The following is an 18,423-nucleotide window of genomic DNA, read 5'->3' on the forward strand; positions in this document are numbered from 1 at the left end:
GTTATATGAACTGAGGAGTACTCACTTTTTATACAAATAGTGCCAATAATGAATGAAATATGAAGGAATATTTTCATTGGTAAATTATTTTAATTGATTGATATTTATATTTTTAATCTATTAGTAAAGAGGTTTGTTTTAGTGACATTTTTGTCACAAATCCAAGAAAAATGGTCAAAGATTTTTTTGTAAAAATATGAATTAATCGATTATGAAATGAGTAATAGTTGTCATTTTTAGTTGATAAGTCTTGTTTCTCTACATCTGTATATTATTGATTAACTTTTGTATTCTTAATTTTATAAAAAAGTTTAGTTTAATTTTTTTACCATTTGATCTATTTTTTGAGCGAAATTGGAGTCTCTATTTAAAAGCGATCATTAGAAAATAACCGAAAATAATAATCTAGATTCGGCTATTTAATTTTTAGAGCTCAAACACAGCATTAAAGTGGATATAGTTTTTCATCAAATTGTTCTAGCTTAGGAAATTTTAGTGGTTCAAGCTGGTCCAAGTGAGTGAGATAAATCTCATAGTCATCGAGAAGGGTTTCTCGTGCTTCTTGGCTAATGTAGGGGACATGGTAGGCAATGAATGGTGGTAAAACTTCAAAACCAGCATATGCCAAAGTACCACGTTGAATTGGCGATAGATAATTTTCAATTGGGCCGTGAATTGAGTTCTCTCCAAACATGTGTGTTCTACCGCCCAGTGTTAAGCACAACATTGCTTTTTTACCCGCCATGCCGCCGTGGTTATAAAACCGTTTGCCTCCATAAAAAAGCCCTGAGACAAATACGCGATCAATCCAACCTTTTAAAATTGCTGGCACAGATGTCCAATAAAGTGGGAAATTTAAAATGACTAGATCTGCTTTTTTTACCTTTTCAATTTCTGCTTGAATATCTGGAGCTAGAAGTTGATTTTTGCTGGCATTTCTTTGTTCTAGTGCATAGTTAAAATAATCAGGCTGATTAAGCTCTAAAAAATCTTCTTTGGATGTGACAGGATTAAATTGGATTGCATATAAATCTGAAACTTCTACGCTGTGCCCCAATTTTTCTAATGTGTGCTTGGCTGTACTTTTTAGAGCAGTGGTAAAAGACTGTGGTTCTGGATGAGCATGGACAATCAGAATATTCATAAGGTGACCTGTATTCTTTTTCAGGAATTGTGCTGTCTAGTGCAATTCGGCGGATTTTGTTTTGAATAACTATGCATCAATTTAAAAGCATGGCATAGTTCATGAACTGACAGTTTTTACCATTTCACGCCATTTTGTTTTGCTCAATGGGTTGCTCATGAATCCAGAATTACCAGGAACTTATATTAACTTAATCGTCGAGACTGTTAAGCGATGGGGTGTCTCTGGTGAGCAGCTTTTAGATGAAAGTGGAATATCGTTAGACCAATTGAAAAAGCCCTATTGGTATGTTGAGTTCAACATCTTAAATCAACTTATTGAACGGGCTATTGAGTTATGCAAAGAGCCAGCATTAGCGGGATATTTAGCTTTAAACATGACAGCTTCATGTTACGGTTCAGTAGGAATGGCCGCTATAGTTTCTCCAAATTTAGGTGAGGCGCTGAAAATTCTTGAACAGTTCATTGGTTCACGTTGTAATGTCTTTAAACCAGAATTAAAACAAGAAAATAATGATGCATGTTGGTCAATTCTTCAGCCAGTCGATGCATTTCAGTTGAGTTCAAATGCCAACATTTTTTTGTTAGTCGGTTTTGTTCAAATCGCGAGAAAACTAACAGGGCTTTCTCATTTGGGAAAAGTTGAATTACAAATGCTAGAACCTATAGGTTTTGCCGAAATAAGTCATCAACTGACAGTTACTTGTTTATTTAACCAAAAGCGTAATTGTTGGATATTTCCAAAAGAGTATTTAAAACAACCTGTATTAACGGCGGACCCAATGCTAGCGCCATTGTTAAATGCGCAATGTAAGCGGGATATAGAGAAGTTAAAGTTAAAAAGTGGTTGGAAAGGGCGGGTTAAACAAGTTGCTGAAAAATTGCTTTTGAATGGGGAGATTGAGACATTAAAAGTTGTGCAAGTGGCTCATATCATGAATATGTCAGAGCGAACTTTGCAACGCTATTTAGCTCTTGATGATACTAGCTTTACGCTCTTGGTAGACTCACTGAAAAAGGAGTATGCCCAGAAACTTTTAACTCAAAATAATATGTCGGTTGAAAAAGTGGCTTTAATGCTAGGTTATGCCGAGACTTCTCACTTCACTCGTGCGTTTAAGCGCTGGATGGGAGTGACGCCTAAATATTTCCAAACCAAACATAAGATGGATGATTTAAGTTAAAAGGCCACAAATTTAATTTCATGGCCTTTCATTTATGATTTGAGTCAATTAATTAGATTGTTCTGGCTTAGATGAGAGTGAATCAATCACTTCAAAATAGCTAGGTGGTGCTGGAACATGGCCGCGCGCTCTCAATAGACGATGCATACGCGGCAGTTTGAAGTAGGGCACCGAAGCCATTAAATGGTGTTCCATGTGGTAATTGACATGAATAGGTGCCACAAAACTTCTAGCAATCCAACCTGCACGTGTTGTTCGTGTATTGGTTAAAGCCGTATTACTCGTTTGCATACCTGCATGTTCGGCCATTGAGCGAATTCTTAAAAATAATGGAAACGGTGTTAAATAAGCTAGGGGCCATAACCAATAAAACCGTTGTTGACCAAAAGCTTTTAAAACACCATAAAGAGCTACATTGGTTGCAATGGCACCACTACTGTTTTTTATAAGACTTTTGGCATAGTCAACGAAATCTTTATTGCTTCGATCTAACCAGACTTGATCATTTGCAACGGTCCATTTCATTAAATCGAGATCCATTAACACTCGACCAAAGCTAAACTTTAATCCTGTCATACCCGTTAAGTCGCGTAAGAATTTACGAGTAAGAGATTTCTTACTTACAGGAAAACCAGAAACTAAAGAAAGGTCAGGGTCATCTGGAGTAGAGGTTTTTGCATGATGGCGGACATGGTGTGCGCGGTATTTTTGTAGATCATTCCAGATTGGACGGGCGCATAGCCATTCACCTATAAAGTCATTTATTTTTTTATTTTTGAATAAGCTTTTATGAGATGCATCATGCATCAAAATTGCTAGGCATAACTGACGACCCGCCAATATGGCCAAAGCTAGCATACAAGCAAGTAATTTGCCCCAGTTAGGTAAGTAATCCCACATCATGATTAAGCTAGCAAATGTTCCGCCAATAATGGCCCATGTGCTTGCAACAGCCCAAGCGCCGTATATATCTGAGGGTTGTGTGAGCTCCTGTATTTCTTCTCTGCTAAATAGATCGGTCACACTCACTTGTGCATTCATTTTTATTCTCCCAAATCAGATTTTGGTATCCATATCTTATATTACAAATATAATCATAAAATTTAAAAATATGAAATATTTGTTTGTAAAAAAAATAAATCGCCCGTTAGTGGGCTAATTCATTTTCATAAAGTTTCTGCCATAGCTTTTGTCCAATCGAATCGAGCTGTTGTACATTTTGAGCAAACTGATTGCGGGCATGTTCATCAACAAATGGAGAGGGTAGTAGAGGATCATTCATAAGTAAGGTAATTGTTTCACGTCCTAATAACAAAGCTTGAGTAGCAGCCTCATTTAAAGATAAATTTTTATAGTTCAAAAGCCATTCTTGAATATCTTGACTATACATTTCATAGTTCTTTTCAAGCTGTTTGGTATCCCATAAAGAAGGAATTAACAAAACTGTTTTTGAGTCAAATTTTTGAATAATAGAAATTTTAGCTTCATTTTCAAGCCCCGCTAATACAAGCTCTTCACATGTTTTTTCAAAGCTATACGCTAAATTATCTGGACGTATATAAATTCCAGTTTCGAGCTCTCTAAAACCAAATTGACTTAAAGCGCGTTCTCTCTTTTTTAAAGCGGTCCGATCAATACGACCTAAAGTTCCAGTAAAGACTGCCAGATATTGATGTTGCCATTCTTTAGTCTGCTTAATGCCATTTTTACGATTCAAAATGACTTTTGCCCATTCTTTAGTTAATGGTGACAGTTGATAAATACCGCGTTCTACACTTTCTATCATGCCTTCATTTAATAGCCGAGTCGTAGCCACACGAATACCGTTGTCACTCATATTAAAAAGTTTAGCGGCAATCAATATTTGTTTAATGGTGAGCTGAGGATAAGCAGAGGAAAGAAATAAATCGATAATGAGATGGCGTGCATTAATTTTGGTATTTTTCATTCAGATAGAATTTTTGATATGAGTTGCATTTGAGAAGAATAATATCATGTTTCTTTAAGGACATTTTAAGATCATTTTGTAGAGTAAGTAAGGGCGAAAAGCTTTATCTATAACAAGAAAAACTTTGGCAGTTCTTAACCAAGTTTTATCTTTTTACGATAGTTAACCCAAGTTTGTCATCATGATGTGATACATTATCGCACTTTAAATAAACTGCCTTTAACTAGGGGCAATAACCACAAACGTTAGAAATGGTCTGATATTGAACATGTGTTAAGTCTAATTTGAGACTTACCAATTGCGATAAAACTAATTTTAGATCGTTCTAATGATTAACTTTCTTTGAGCAAGTTATGGAAAATTTTGAAGTTATAAAAGCACTGTTTTTAGGCTTTGTCGAAGGCTTAACTGAATTTTTACCCATCTCGAGTACAGGCCATTTAATTTTATTTGGTCATATTATCGATTTCCACTCAGACGGCGGTCGTGTATTTGAGGTCGTAATCCAGTTAGGTGCTATTTTGGCAGTGTGCTGGTTATACCGACAAAAAATTATTAACTTGATTAAAGGCTTCTTTAGTGGTGATGTGGAATCACGTCATTTTGCGATCAGTGTGCTTATTGCATTCTTTCCCGCAGTCATTATCGGTGTTTTAGCTGTCGACTTTATTAAAAGTGTTCTATTTAGCCCAATTGTGGTTGCGATTGCCTTAATTGTCGGTGCCCTGATCATTTTCTGGGTTGAATCTAGACAATTTGAACATAAGACACTCGATGCAACTAAAATTACTTTTAAACAAGCGTTTTTAGTTGGTCTTGCTCAATGTGTGGCGATGATTCCGGGCACTTCACGTTCAGGCGCAACAATTGTGGGTGGAATGTTTGCGGGCTTATCACGTAAAGCTGCTACAGAATTCTCTTTCTTCCTTGCAATGCCAACCATGTTGGGTGCTGCAACTTTTGACTTAATTAAAAATGCTGACGTACTCACCTCAGACAATATGGTTAATATTGGCGTAGGTTTCGTTGCTGCTTTTATTGCTGCGCTGTTTGTTGTAAAGGCATTGGTATTATTTGTAGAGCGTCATACATTACGTGTATTTGCTTGGTACCGAATTGTACTTGGTGTAATTATTTTAATTGCAGCCATGTTCTTTAATTTATCGGCTTAAATCATCTGATAAAGTGAAAAAACCTAGAATGCTCTAGGTTTTTTTATGCCTAAAAATTGATTTGAATTGCCTATTTATACAAAGTAAACGCAAGACAGATGTTTTCATTTTAGGTTCATTGTTATATTGATTATTAGATTAATTCTCACAATAAAACTATGCCGCGAAATCATCTTACAGAACATTTGGTCGATGCATTTTTGCACTTGGCTCCAGTAGAAGGTCTCTATCCTACTTTTATTTCTAATATCACTTTAATGCGGGTAGACCATTCTACGAAACCTATTGCAGTGCTACAAGAGCCTTCAATTGTTTTAGTGATACAGGGATTAAAGCGAGGGTATATTGGTAAAGAAATCTTTCAGTTTCAACAAGGCCAGTGCTTATTCATCTCAATTGCAATACCATTTGATTGCGATACTGTGGTTGAAAATAATGAACCAATGCTGGCGATAGCAATAAAATTTGAACCACAAATGATGGCTGATCTCATTACTAAAATGGATAAACAACAACAAGTGGTTACTGAAGATGCTCATTCAGAAGATTTAAAATTAAGCTGTGGGCTTAGAGTGATTGACATGAATGCCACTATTTCAGAGGTTGCTCTCAGATTGCTCAATTTACTTCGCTCTAAACAAGATACTTTTATATTGGGTGAACAAGTTAAAAGAGAATTGGTTTATCGTGTGGTACAAGCTTCAGGTGGCAATCTAGTCGAGAGCTTATCGGCTATAGCAAGTCGAAATGGTGTGATTTATACCATTTGTGAAATTATTCAGCGTGATTATTATCATAACTTAACGGTTCAAGAGTTGGCGAAACAAGCGGGCATGAGCATCTCGCTTTTTCATCAGACTTTTAAAAAGGTGACGAATTATTCGCCCTTACAGTACATCAAAATTACTCGGTTACATAAGGCACGCGAACTTATCATGAACAATAAAATGGGGGTCGCAGAAGCCGCCTATGAAGTTGGATATGTCAGTGCTTCACAATTTAGCCGAGAATTTAAACGACTGTTTGGCGTTCCACCCAAGTCTTCAATTATTTAACGTAGATTAGTATTTTGAAATATAAATCAAACATGGAGCATTATATGACCCTTCCAACAACTATGAAAATTATTGAAATTATGGCTCCGGGTGGACCTGAGGTTCTAAAAGTTCAAGATGCTAATATTCCGACACCTCAAGCAGATGAAGTCTTAATTGAGGTAAAGGCTGCTGGAATTAACCGCCCTGATGTATTGCAGCGTATGGGGCTATATCCAATGCCTAAAGGTGTTACTCAAATACCCGGACTTGAAGTTGCTGGTGTTGTGGTTGCGGTAGGTGAGCAAGTCGATCAATTCAAGGTTGGTGATAAAGTTTGTGCTCTAACAAATGGCGGTGGTTATGCTGAGTACTGTGCCGTAACTGCAACCCAAGTATTGCCAATACCTGAAAATTTAACGTTTACGCAAGCTGCTGCAATTCCAGAAACATTTTTTACGGTTTGGGCAAATCTTTTTGATATCGGCCGTTTAAAGAAAGATGAAACTGCACTAATTCATGGTGGGGCAAGTGGTATTGGAACCACAGCTTTAGCCATTTGCCACGCTTTAGGGATTAAAACTTTTGCTACCGTTGGTAGTGAAGATAAAGTTGAAGCACTCTCAAATTTAACCACAGCAATTAACTATAAAACCCAAGATTTTGAGCAAGAGGTTTTCAAACATACTCAAGATCAAGGTGTTGATGTTATTTTGGATATTGTCGGTGGTTCTTATTTCTCGAAAAATTTAAATCTATTGAAACGTGATGGTCGACTTGTGATTATTGGTTTTATGGGTGGTCGAGTCGCAAAAGAATTTGATTTACAAAAACTGATCTTAAAACGTGCCACAATTACGGGTTCAACGATGCGTGCACGTAATAGCCAAGAAAAAGCACAAATTGCCCAATCTTTGCATGAACATGTGTGGCCATTATTGGCACAAGGTAAATGTTTACCGCAAATCTATAAAACGTATCCTTTTTCAGATGTGCAAAGTGCCCATGCATGTATGGAGCAAGGTGACCATATTGGAAAGATCGTTTTAGAAATGAATGCTTAATGCTGTAATCATTAAAGTTTGGGCGAACGACGGGTTTGCCTAAACTGAATTTTATAATTCTAGATTCTGCCTATTTCTCTATAAAAATTGCCAAATTCTATTGGTAGATTGCACCAGTTCTATAACTTCACCTATAAATTGAGTAAGAAATAACATTCGGTTCTTACCTTATTATTTCTCTCCATACTGATGAAAAAGGATAGTAACAATGAATACCGCAAATATTGATGATAAAAATCCTACTCCAGATTTGGCTGAAGATAATGCCTTTTTCCCATCACCATACTCACTGAGCCAATATACTGCTCCTAAAACCGATTATGATGGTACGACTTATTCAACGCCGTATACGGGCAATAAAAAAGTTTTAATGATTGCAACTGATGAGCGTTACATCCAGATGCAAAATGGTAAGTTCTTTTCAACAGGTAACCATCCTGTAGAAATGCTTTTACCGATGTTTCATTTAGATAATGCAGGTTTTGAAATTGATGTTGCGACACTTTCAGGGAATCCAGCCAAACTTGAAATGTGGGCGATGCCAAAGCAAGAACAAGTGGTGTTAGATACTTTTCAAAAATACGCAGATAAATTAAAAAATCCATTAAAGTTGACTGATATTTTAGAAAATGTAGTGGGGGAAAACTCACCATATGCGGCTGTATTCATTCCGGGTGGGCATGGCGTATTAGCTAAAATTCCGCATAGTCTTGAGGTGAAAAAAGTCCTTAAATGGGCGGTTGAGTATGATAGATTTATTATTACTTTATGTCATGGACCAGCTTCATTACTCGCTGCGGCAGTAGATGAACAGCCAGAAAACTATATTTTTAAAGGCTATCAAATTTGTGTATTCCCTGATTCATTAGATAAAGGAGCAAATATTGATATTGGTTATATGCCAGGTGCTTTACCTTGGCTGGTAGGTGAAAACCTTGAAAAGCTCGGTGTGGAAATTTTAAATAAGGGCATTACAGGTCAATGTCATAGAGACCGTAAATTGCTAACAGGTGACAGCCCGCTTGCTTCTAATAATTTAGGAAAACTTGCAGCTGAAACATTGTTGGCTGAAGTGAAGGACTAATTTAGGAAATATGTGCGCCCTGCGGGACTCGAACCCACGTCGGTCGCTTAGGAGGCAACTGCTCTATCCAGTTAAGCTAAGGGCGCATAATTTTATGATTATAAACAAAAAAGCTATTGCCAAGGCAATCGCTTTTTCATGTTTTAGGTATTAAAACTTTTGCCACAGTGACTAATAAAAATAAACTTGTACCACTCAACCGTTTCCAGCCGCTTATTTCTTTTAGAAAAACAGTTTATAAAGCTAAAAAATCACAAAAACTTCATGTCGAACTTTCTATGATCTGAAGCAAAACACGAAAAGGTTTAAGACGAGCAATTGGATAGATGAAGTTATTTCTAGAAGGTTATTTGTTAAAAATCAGATTTGAATATCTATAATTCAAAAGGGCATAACATGAAAAAAATTGATGAACAGGACTTATCTAGAATTATTGAAATGGCATGGGAAGATCGAACCCCATTTGAAGCAATTGAGCGAGAGTATGGCTTACGTGAAAGTGAAGTTATTCGTTTAATGAGATACAACCTCACAACCAATAGTTTTAAACTTTGGCGTAAACGTATGGCAGGGCGTAAAACTAAGCATCAGCAATTACGTTCACCAGAGGTTGATCGAGCTTACGGTTCGCGTCAGTATAAATATGCATAATTTTCTGATCATAAATAAAAAAGCCATTGTCTAGACAATGGCTTTTTAGATTTATTTATTGTTCTGGATTCTCAACCGAATCGAGTTTTTTAGGATTTAAATAGTCAAAAAGTACGAGCATTGCTGTAATCCAAATAGGGATCATCATTACTGACTCTTTGAAGCCTTGAGTCCACATAATATAGAGAACCACACCAATAAACGCTAAAACTAAGTAATTACTAAATGGCGACCATAACGCTGGAAAAGATGTCTTAATATTCGCGTGCTTAACAAAGCGTCTATACTTCAAATGTGTAATTGATATCATTGCCCAGTTTAGAACAAGTGCACCAACCACAACATACATGAGATGTCCAAGCGCATCTTCAGGTACAAAGTAATTTAAAAGAACGCAACCAAAGATTAATAAAGCAGAAAGCAGAACAGCGGGAATAGGAACCCCCTGTTTATTGGTTTTTGCAAAAACTTTTGGTGCATTACCTTGTTGAGCGAGACTATATAGCATACGGCTATTTGCAAACATCCCACTGTTATAAACAGATAGAGCAGCAGTTAAAATAATAAAGTTCAGTAAGTGTGCAGCCCAACCAATTCCCATTTGGCTAAAAATCATAACAAATGGACTTTTGTCGAGACCGCCAAGATCTAATTGGTTCCATGGCACTAATGAAAGTAAGATTGCCAATGAACCAATATAGAAAATCAAGATACGGAAAACGACTTGGTTAATTGCTTTTGGAATGGTTTTTTTCGGATCTTTTGCTTCCGCTGCGGCCATACCAATCAGTTCAATACCGCCAAAAGCGAACATCAAGAAAGCCAACATATAGAAGAGGCCGCTAAAGCCATTTGGAAAAAATCCACCATGAGACCAAAGGTTACTAAATGAAATGCTTGAACCTACGTCTGCTGTAAGTAGCAAATAAAGCCCAAATACAATCATAGAGATGACCGCAGCAACTTTAATAATAGCGAGCCAGAATTCGGACTCACCATAAAATTTGACGTTGGTTAAGTTAATTGCCGTAATCACGACAAAGAAAAATAAGACAGAAGTCCACGCTGGAATATGAGGCCACCAATAATTAATATATTTGGCTACCGCGGTGAGCTCACTCATCGCTACCAGAACGTAGAGTATCCAATAGTTCCATCCGGTTAAAAATCCGGGAAATTTCCCCCAATATTTATACGCAAAATGGCTGAACGATCCTGCAACAGGTTCTTCAACAATCATTTCTCCCAAGTGACGCATAATCAAAAACGCGATTAAGCCGCCAATGGCATATCCTAAAATAATGGATGGTCCCGCAGATTGAATCACTTGCGCCGAGCCTAAAAATAATCCGGTACCAATTGCTCCACCCATAGCAATTAATTGGATGTGTCGATTTTTTAGTCCTCGTTGCAGTGTAGAAGATTCGTTGGTCAAAGGTCTTCACTCACAATGAATAAGTAAATTATTCTAATAGATGGAGTTATTTTAGCCTAGACTACAAATTAATAAGGAGTGACTGAAAAGTAATTATAAAAATTATTTAAAATCATTAGTTTGCTTTTAATATTCCTATATCGGGTGAAAAGTACTCTAAAAAATATAATTTCAGATAGACTTTTTTTCATAGATTTTGCTTAGATTAAGTCATTGCAAGAGCATTGTTAAATTCACAAAATATGCTCGCGTCAATACGATTGATGTATAAAGCAGATCGCTATCTCTTGACCTTAAAACAATTTAAGATGCAGAGAAGGGTAAACAAGAATGCTTGTTTTGATATAGAAGAACATAATAGTAAGGATAACAGTTGATATGAGCTCAGTACCGCAAATTAAAATTCCAGCAACTTATATGCGTGGTGGAACCAGTAAAGGTGTCTTTTTTAAGCTTGATGATTTGCCAGAAAAAGCCCAAGTTGCAGGACAAGCAAGAGATCAGCTGCTACTCCGTGTAATTGGTAGTCCAGATCCTTATGGAAAACAAATTGATGGCATGGGGGGAGCTACTTCGAGTACCAGCAAAACTGTTATTCTCGCTAAAAGTACTCAGCCAGATCATGATGTCGATTATTTGTTTGGTCAGGTTTCAATTGATCAAGCTTTTGTAGATTGGAGTGGTAACTGCGGTAATCTAACCGCGGCTGTTGGTTCTTTTGCGATTTCAAACGGCTTAGTTGATGCTGATCGTATTCCAGAAAATGGTTTATGCACGGTTCGAATTTGGCAAAAAAATATTCAAAAAACCATTATTGCCCATGTGCCTATCACCAATGGTCAAGTTCAAGAAACTGGTGATTTTGAACTTGATGGTGTGACGTTTCCTGCCGCTGAAGTTCAAATTGAGTTTTTAGATCCAGCCGATGATGGCGAAGAAGGCGGCGATATGTTCCCGACAGGAAACGTGGTTGACCAATTAGATGTCCCAGATATTGGTCGTTTCCAAGCGACATTCATTAATGCGGGTATTCCAACTATTTTCTTGAATGCAGAAGATTTGGGTTACCAAGGTACAGAATTACAAGATCATATTAATAGTGATGCAACTGCACTGGCACGTTTTGAAAAAATTCGTGCATATGGCGCGGTACAGATGGGGTTGATTAAAGATATTTCCGAAGCAGCAGCGCGTCAGCACACACCCAAAATTGCATTTGTTTCTAAACCGAAGAGCTATACGGCATCAAGCGGTAAAAACGTTTCAGAGAGTGATGTTGATTTACTGGTTCGTGCTTTGTCGATGGGTAAACTTCACCATGCGATGATGGGAACAGCAGCAGTGGCGATTGGTACGGCAGCCGCCATTCCAGGCACATTAGTAAACCTTGCAGCTGGCGGTGGTGAGCGTGAGGCAGTACGCTTTGGTCATCCATCTGGAACATTACGTGTTGGCGCTCAAGCTGAACTTACAAATGGCCAGTGGGTCGTTAAAAAGGCGATTATGAGCCGTAGTGCGCGTGTGTTAATGGAAGGTTGGGTACGCGTTCCGGGTGACAGTTTCTAAAACAGTTAAGAATGAAAAAGCCTCTCAATTTTGTAGAGGCTTTTTTACATAGGGCTTCGAAAACTCATCACGCACTTTTCACAGTGAATCGTGTATGATGTAGCGCATGAATGCTTCATAACATTCAATAAAATTTCTCTACTGATTTTATCGAGGCGACTGTGTCATCACTCTCTCAAGTTAATGCGGATGTTTTAAAACAAGCTCAACAACGTATTCAACAAGACTTATTGACGACATTGTCCGCATTCTCAATTCCAGAGCCTTTAAAAAGCGCTGTACACCATGCAGTCATGCTTGGTGGAAAACGTGTGCGTCCGGCTCTGTGTTATGCCACTGCATCTTTACAGCCAAATCCAAATTTTGCTGCGGCTCGCCGTGCTGCGGTTGCAGTTGAACTTATTCATTGTTACTCACTAGCGCATGATGATCTGCCTTGTATGGACAATGATTTATTGCGTCGTGGTCAACCGACTTGTCATGTTGCGTTTGGTGAAGATACTGCTTTGCTTGCAGGCGACATATTACAATCAATGGCGTTTGAGGTTTTAGGTAGCCGTTTGTTTGATGAACAAGGGCAAGGTACCGATGCCGCAATTGTGTTAAAACAAATGCAGATTTTAGCAACCGCCAGCTCTAAAATGGTCTCTGGACAGGTTTTAGATTTGCAAGCTGAAGGTAAGCAAATTACTCAAGACGAACTTGAAAATATCCATCGTAATAAAACTGGTGCGCTCATTCAGGCTGCCATTATGATGGGTGCTGTGACGATTTTCTCTGGAACAGATCAAGCAATTCCAAAGTTGCGTCAATATGGTCAGACGATTGGACTGGCTTTTCAAGTATTAGACGATATTCTCGATATTACTTCGAGTACGGAAACCTTGGGTAAAACCGCAGGTAAGGATGAACAAGTACAAAAATCGACGTATCCAGCCTTAATGGGTCTCGAACAAGCAAAGTCCTATGCTGAAGAGTTGCATGATCAAGCTTTTGAAGCCTTAGCTCACTTTGGTGACGATGCAAAAGAATTAGTAGATATCTCACAATTCCTTTTAGCACGTACCAATTAATAATATTAAATCAATATTCATAACTTCTATTCATATTCAATGAATAAAGGAGAAAAGAATGAATGGTGCTCAGCTTCATCAAGCTGCAATTGAAATCGCTCGCAATCTTCCTTTTAGCCAACAGACTCATCCATTTGGGCCTGAATATGAAGTTTTTAAAATATTAGAAAAAATATTCATGCTGACTACAGAAGTCGCGGGTGTCAAAATGATTAATGTCAAATGTGATCCCTATAAAAGTCAGGAATATCAGGAGCTCTATTCATTTATTATTCCGGGCTATCATATGAATAAAAAGCACTGGATTTCGATTACACCGCATAAGAACTTAACAAGTGATTTACTTCGAGATTTGATTCATGATTCTTATGATTTAGTTGTAAAAAAACTTCCTTTGAAAGATCAGAAAAAATTAAAAAAACCAATAATATAAAAAACGGCGACATGATAGTCACCGCCTTGATTTTAATGACTTAATTATGCTTTCCCATAATACCGCGAATTGTATTTAAAACATCGGCAGGTAAAACCACAGTTTTAGCATTATTCGATTTCGCCATATCCTGCATTGCTTTTACATATTGTTCACCTAACAGATATGCCACAGGAATCTCTTTATCGCCAACTGCACTGGTCACCATTTCAATTGCTTTTTGAGATGCTTCGGCTAAAACAACTTGAGCTTCTGCATCACGACGTGAGGCTTCTAAACGACCTTCTGCACTTAAAATAGCAGCTTGTTTTTCACCGTCGGCTTTAGTAACCGCAGCACGACGTTGACGTTCTGCAGCAGCTTGTTCTTCCATAGCCGCTTGCATAGTATGAGACGGTTGAATATCTTGAATTTCAACAGTTTTTAAAGTGATACCCCAATCTGAAATATCATCAGAAATAGCAGCTTTTAACTTGGCTTTAATATGGTCACGAGAAGATAAGGCATCATCTAGATCCATTTCACCGACAATAGAACGCAATGACGTTTGTACAAGATTTTGAATGGCCCATGTATAGTTTTCAATACCGTAAACTGCTTTTTCTGGCGTGGTTAAATTAATATATGCCACAGCATTCATGAGCAATACAGCATTGTCACGTGTAATCACTTCTTGTGATGGAATATCCAGCACAATATCTTTAGTGGTAATTTTATAAGCCACTTCATCTACGTAAGGAATAACAAAATTAAGCCCCGGATTTAGGGTAGAGTGGTATTTACCTAAACGTTGAACAATCCACTTATAACCCTGAGGAACGATACGGACCCCTTTAAAAATGGTGATAGCCACAAAAGCCAAAAAGGCTAAAACAATGATAGTACCGACTGGCATGAAAATACCCTCTCTTTATCTTTAATGTTTATGAAGTACCGTGGGACTGAACAATTAAGTCATTACCCGAAATATCAATAACTCTAACACGATCACCGACTTTAACTGGAGTAGTGCTTCGACAGTTCCACTCATCGGCCCCTAAAATAGGCATTGGAAAACGAACAATAATTTGATCATGGTCAAGACCAGTTTGAATCACCATACCAATTTGACCGATGGTCGCTTCACGGGGTAATCCCGCTTTAGTTTTATCAATTGATAATGGTTTAATAAATTTGAACCAAAGAATGGTGCATAGCACTGACAGAACTATCCATAATACAATTTGCGTTGTGAGACTAATATCAGGAAACAGCCAGTAGAGAAAGCACACCATAATAGCGGCAAGACCAAACCAAAGTGCGGCAAAGGCGGGTAGAATCAGTTCAGAAAGAATAAGTAAGATACCCAATACAAACCAGTGCCAAGGTTGTATAACAAACTCCATAGTTCTGCTCTTTTATATATCTTTATGATGGGTAAAAGTGACTCGATATCACTTTTACCACTGTAGCAGATGATGGGTAGGATGGGTAGAAAAAACCACCACAATTAAAATTTAGGGCGCGGTGCAGGCTTAAATGCAGCTGGAGACTTTTTGAAGTTTGCAATTGCAGTTTCAACTTGGCGCATTTGTGCTTGAGCAGCTTTTTCACCTTCTAAAATTGCTTGGTTACTTGATTTGAGATCAAGAGTACCTAAGTGACCAACTTTAGGTTGAATCACTACATTGGCTTGCTTCAGTTCTTCATTAATACTTTGTTGGCCCATAATATTAATGGTTTGATCCAGTAGTCCCCACATGTTGGCTGGGCGATTCCCTGCTGGACGTGCAGAAATATCAACTGCAATCACAATATCAGCACCCATGTCACGAGCTGTTTTGACTGGAATTGGGCTAACCAAACCACCATCTACATATTTCTGCTTGCCAATCGTTGCTGGTACAAACACATTTGGAATACTGCAAGATGCACGTACAGCCTGGCCTGCATTACCTTTAATGAAGTCAGCTTTTTGACCATTATCAAGGCGTGTTGCCACGGCAGCAAAACGGATTGGAAACTTCTCAATCGGTTTGTTGCCTACGTTACGGTTAACATAGTCCTGTAACTTTTGTCCAAGAATAATACCTTGACGATTAAGTGTTAAATCGCGGATATCTGATTCTTGTAACTTCAGAGCCAGACTTTGCAATTGATAAGGTGTTTGTCCACTTGCGTAGATACTTCCAACAAAGCTACCGGCACTGGTACCCGTGACAATTTTAGGTTTAATTCCGTGAGACTCTAAAACTTTAATTACACCAATATGTGAAAATCCTTTTGCTCCACCGCCTCCTAAGGCCAATGCAATCACAGGTTCACGGGCTTTAATTGAGGTTGTTGGTGTTGGTGTTTTGCTAAATTTATCACAGCCAAATAGTGCTAGAGAGATAAATCCAATACTGGCAAATTGAGCAATTTTCATCTTTAAAAATAATCTACGTCGAGATAAATTAAGAGGGCTCATAAGACCAGATTTGCTCAATTTTTGCTAGGTTTTTTTCACTAGATTTTGTAAAGGTTCAGCAAGCCAATTACGATTTTTAGGTGATATTTTCCCTTCATAACGCTCAAAAATCTTGGTGAGATCTTCGTCGTAGTTGCCACTTGGGTTTAGGTGACCTAAGCAGTGAATCGTCTTATGATCATAATCAAAGGAAAACATTACAATTGGAATATTGGCTTTTGCGGCAATATGGTAAAAACCACTTTTCATTTTTTTTGCTTTTTTACGTGTGCCTTCGGGTGCCATCCCAATCCAGATCTTGTCATATTTTTGAATGGTGGCAACGACTTGCTCAGTAAGTCCATTGGCAGTGTCACGCTTAACAGGAATAACCCCAGCCCAATCTAAAGCTCGTTTAAACGGTGGTTTAAAAAGAGCATCTTTACCTAACACCGTAATTTGAATACCTAATCCAAAAATCGCAAGGAAGCCATACCATCCATCAATATTAGAAGTATGGGGTGAAATAATTGCCACTGCTTTTGGAAAATTAGGAATTTCGCCTTCAATTGTCCAACCTTGGGCTAAAAAAAGTTTTTTAAATAGCGCTCGGCTTAGAGCAGTACCGCGTTGAGGTACCAAATCAGGTAAATTAGGGAAATGTTGATCCATATTTTTAAAAATTTTAACTCGTCCTAGTTTTATCTTAAACTTTTGAAATATATGCTTCATTGGCAAAATGTAAGAACAACATGATATTTGATGTTATTCCTCATTAAACAAATAAAAAGTAGGTTTCTATGTTGCGGCAGCAAAATTTTTATCTTCTGCTATTTTCTTTATATTGGGCGCAAGGACTGCCTGTCGGATTTATGACGCATGCTTTACCCGTGATCTTAAGAGCAGAAGGAGTATCCCTTGCCCATATTGGTGGCTTTGGTTTATTAATGTTGCCGTGGTCAATCAAGATTTTTTGGGCGCCGTGGGTCGACCGACATGCACTTTCCCGTTTAGGCCACTATCGTAGTTGGATTCTACCTACACAGTTTCTGACGGTAGGTGTACTTTGCATTTTGTCTTTTTTTCCTGTTCAAGCCTTAGATCAACCCATTTATTTATTTGCCTTTTTCATTTCACTTCTTTTTATGAACTTAACAGGAGCAACACAAGACATTGCCACCGATGCTTTAGCAGTCAATTTGTTGAAACATGACCAGCAACATTGGGGCAATACATTTCAGGTGATTGGTTCTCGGCTAGGTTTTATTGTTGGGGGAGGTGCCTTACTTTGGTGTTTAGACTGGTTGACATGGCAGCCCACTTTCTTGCTATTAGCAACTATAGTATTTTTAAATACTTTACCCGTTTGGTTATTTAAAGAGCCTCAACATACTTCTCATCTAAATGAAGAACTCAAACTTGACCAACAAAATTTAGTCCTAAAGATTAAAGCTTACTTAAGATATTTCTCTCACAGTAGAGAACTCCGATCTTGGTTAGTGGTACTGATTACTTTTAAAGTAGCAGACGGCTTAGCTGGACCATTACTTAAACCTTTAATGGTGGATATGGGGTTAAGTTTTACTCAAATTGGTGTTTACATCACGATGCTCGGTGCAATAGCCGCACTGGCAGGGGCGGCAATAGCAGGAGGAGTCCTTAAATATTTTTCCAGACCAACAGCATTAATTGTTTTTTCAGTTTTTAAAATTATCAGCCTAGGAGGCTATGCTTATTTGGCCTATGCCTATGAACAAAAAATTCAGTTGAATGTCTGGGCTATCTATACAGTCAATGCTTTAGAAGATGCATTCTCGGCAATGTTGTTAGTGATTATGTTGACTCTGGTCATGCATTACAGTCGAAAAGAATATGCGGGAACAGATTTTACGTTTCAGGTTTCAGTCATGGCGACTGTTAGCGGTCTTCTTTATAGTTTTAGTGGAATGATCGGAGATTTACTCGGTTATTTTGATTATTTGATAGCTATTGTCATTATTGGCCTGATCAGTTTAAGGCCCATTTATGTCTGGAAACATGCGAAACTATAGGGAAAATAATGTTAACTAGATGAAATAAAGAAATTTAATATTGCTTAAGCAGTGATCTAAGCCTTATCTCATACCTTCGTCTATGTTTTTAAAAATGTAAGTTTTTAGCTATTTAAATGCTCAATTAATTGTGCCATCTTGTTTGGGTAGCAAATGG

Annotated in this window: 18 protein-coding genes, 1 tRNA gene and 1 pseudogene; 11 read left to right on the forward strand and 9 right to left on the reverse strand. The window is 37.8% G+C overall.

What is annotated here, in order from left to right; translation table 11 throughout:
• Nucleotides 1-445 precede the first annotated feature (445 nt).
• Nucleotides 446-1,144: an NAD(P)H-dependent oxidoreductase gene (locus tag HUN22_RS07790; protein ID WP_174727772.1), complete on the reverse strand. Its 699-nt coding sequence runs from the start codon at nt 1,142-1,144 to the stop codon at nt 446-448.
• A gap of 157 nt (nt 1,145-1,301) precedes the next feature.
• Here HUN22_RS07790 and HUN22_RS07795 point away from each other — a divergent pair, with 157 nt between their 5' ends.
• Nucleotides 1,302-2,327 (forward strand): AraC family transcriptional regulator, encoded by a 1,026-nt coding sequence (locus HUN22_RS07795; protein ID WP_174727775.1) that lies wholly within the window; start codon nt 1,302-1,304, stop codon nt 2,325-2,327.
• 48 nt (nt 2,328-2,375) lie between these two features.
• On the opposite strand, the gene HUN22_RS07800 is transcribed toward HUN22_RS07795, so the two are convergent.
• Nucleotides 2,376-3,368 carry a fatty acid desaturase family protein gene (locus tag HUN22_RS07800; RefSeq protein WP_174727778.1) on the reverse strand — a complete coding sequence of 331 codons (993 nt, stop codon included), beginning with the start codon at nt 3,366-3,368 and terminating at the stop codon, nt 2,376-2,378.
• Between the two features lie 106 nt (nt 3,369-3,474).
• The gene (locus HUN22_RS07805) at nt 3,475-4,275 is read right to left on the reverse strand and encodes a PaaX family transcriptional regulator C-terminal domain-containing protein (RefSeq protein WP_174727780.1); all 801 of its coding nucleotides are present in this window, start codon (nt 4,273-4,275) and stop codon (nt 3,475-3,477) included.
• Between the two features lie 353 nt (nt 4,276-4,628).
• Here HUN22_RS07805 and HUN22_RS07810 point away from each other — a divergent pair, with 353 nt between their 5' ends.
• The 4 genes from HUN22_RS07810 to hchA all read left to right on the forward strand — a co-directional run bounded on the left by HUN22_RS07810 (nt 4,629) and on the right by hchA (nt 8,629).
• Nucleotides 4,629-5,447 carry an undecaprenyl-diphosphate phosphatase gene (locus HUN22_RS07810; protein ID WP_016143364.1) on the forward strand — a complete coding sequence of 273 codons (819 nt, stop codon included), beginning with the start codon at nt 4,629-4,631 and terminating at the stop codon, nt 5,445-5,447.
• A gap of 158 nt (nt 5,448-5,605) precedes the next feature.
• Entirely contained in the window at nt 5,606-6,502 is an 897-nt protein-coding gene (locus tag HUN22_RS07815; RefSeq protein ID WP_174727783.1) for an AraC family transcriptional regulator, read from the forward strand.
• 32 nt (nt 6,503-6,534) lie between these two features.
• Entirely contained in the window at nt 6,535-7,545 is a 1,011-nt protein-coding gene (locus HUN22_RS07820) for an NAD(P)H-quinone oxidoreductase (RefSeq protein ID WP_174727817.1), read from the forward strand.
• Nucleotides 7,546-7,753: 208 nt separating this feature from the next.
• Nucleotides 7,754-8,629 (forward strand): glyoxalase III HchA, encoded by an 876-nt coding sequence (gene hchA, locus HUN22_RS07825; protein WP_174727786.1) that lies wholly within the window; start codon nt 7,754-7,756, stop codon nt 8,627-8,629.
• Nucleotides 8,630-8,642: 13 nt separating this feature from the next.
• On the opposite strand, the gene HUN22_RS07830 is transcribed toward hchA, so the two are convergent.
• Nucleotides 8,643-8,715, reverse strand: a tRNA-Arg gene (locus HUN22_RS07830).
• Between the two features lie 310 nt (nt 8,716-9,025).
• Between HUN22_RS07830 and HUN22_RS07835 the strand changes: the two genes are divergently transcribed.
• Nucleotides 9,026-9,280, forward strand: coding sequence for a TIGR03643 family protein (locus tag HUN22_RS07835; protein WP_174727789.1), 255 nt, complete (start codon nt 9,026-9,028; stop codon nt 9,278-9,280).
• Between the two features lie 55 nt (nt 9,281-9,335).
• Here HUN22_RS07835 and HUN22_RS07840 read toward each other — a convergent pair whose 3' ends face one another.
• Entirely contained in the window at nt 9,336-10,715 is a 1,380-nt protein-coding gene (locus tag HUN22_RS07840) for an amino acid permease (protein ID WP_174727791.1), read from the reverse strand.
• A gap of 378 nt (nt 10,716-11,093) precedes the next feature.
• On the opposite strand from HUN22_RS07840, the gene prpF reads away from it, so the two are divergent.
• The 3 genes from prpF to HUN22_RS07855 all read left to right on the forward strand — a co-directional run bounded on the left by prpF (nt 11,094) and on the right by HUN22_RS07855 (nt 13,787).
• Nucleotides 11,094-12,281, forward strand: a complete 1,188-nt coding sequence (gene prpF / locus HUN22_RS07845) for a 2-methylaconitate cis-trans isomerase PrpF (RefSeq protein WP_174727794.1) — start codon at nt 11,094-11,096, stop codon at nt 12,279-12,281.
• Nucleotides 12,282-12,442: 161 nt separating this feature from the next.
• A complete protein-coding gene (locus HUN22_RS07850) occupies nt 12,443-13,354 on the forward strand; it encodes a polyprenyl synthetase family protein (RefSeq protein WP_174727797.1) in 912 nt (303 codons plus the stop codon).
• Between the two features lie 58 nt (nt 13,355-13,412).
• Nucleotides 13,413-13,787 carry an MmcQ/YjbR family DNA-binding protein gene (locus HUN22_RS07855; RefSeq protein WP_174727800.1) on the forward strand — a complete coding sequence of 125 codons (375 nt, stop codon included), beginning with the start codon at nt 13,413-13,415 and terminating at the stop codon, nt 13,785-13,787.
• A gap of 40 nt (nt 13,788-13,827) precedes the next feature.
• Here the strand turns inward: HUN22_RS07855 and HUN22_RS07860 are convergent, their stop codons facing one another.
• The 4 genes from HUN22_RS07860 to HUN22_RS07875 form a co-directional block, all read right to left on the reverse strand.
• The gene (locus HUN22_RS07860) at nt 13,828-14,682 is read right to left on the reverse strand and encodes an SPFH domain-containing protein (protein ID WP_174727803.1); all 855 of its coding nucleotides are present in this window, start codon (nt 14,680-14,682) and stop codon (nt 13,828-13,830) included.
• A gap of 28 nt (nt 14,683-14,710) precedes the next feature.
• Nucleotides 14,711-15,172 (reverse strand): NfeD family protein, encoded by a 462-nt coding sequence (locus tag HUN22_RS07865; protein WP_174727806.1) that lies wholly within the window; start codon nt 15,170-15,172, stop codon nt 14,711-14,713.
• Between the two features lie 104 nt (nt 15,173-15,276).
• The gene (locus tag HUN22_RS07870; RefSeq protein WP_174727809.1) at nt 15,277-16,194 is read right to left on the reverse strand and encodes a patatin-like phospholipase family protein; all 918 of its coding nucleotides are present in this window, start codon (nt 16,192-16,194) and stop codon (nt 15,277-15,279) included.
• Between the two features lie 66 nt (nt 16,195-16,260).
• On the reverse strand, nt 16,261-16,887 hold the full coding sequence (locus HUN22_RS07875; protein ID WP_174727811.1) for a lysophospholipid acyltransferase family protein: 627 nt from the start codon (nt 16,885-16,887) through the stop codon (nt 16,261-16,263).
• A 128-nt stretch (nt 16,888-17,015) separates the two neighbouring features.
• Here HUN22_RS07875 and HUN22_RS07880 point away from each other — a divergent pair, with 128 nt between their 5' ends.
• Both HUN22_RS07880 and HUN22_RS18125 read left to right on the forward strand, forming a co-directional pair.
• Nucleotides 17,016-18,266 carry an MFS transporter gene (locus HUN22_RS07880; protein ID WP_174727814.1) on the forward strand — a complete coding sequence of 417 codons (1,251 nt, stop codon included), beginning with the start codon at nt 17,016-17,018 and terminating at the stop codon, nt 18,264-18,266.
• Between the two features lie 82 nt (nt 18,267-18,348).
• Nucleotides 18,349-18,423: pseudogene (locus HUN22_RS18125) on the forward strand (hypothetical protein); the annotation flags it as partial.

Origin of the sequence: Acinetobacter lactucae, from assembly GCF_013344765.1 — a bacterium.
GTDB lineage: Bacteria > Pseudomonadota > Gammaproteobacteria > Pseudomonadales > Moraxellaceae > Acinetobacter > Acinetobacter lactucae_A.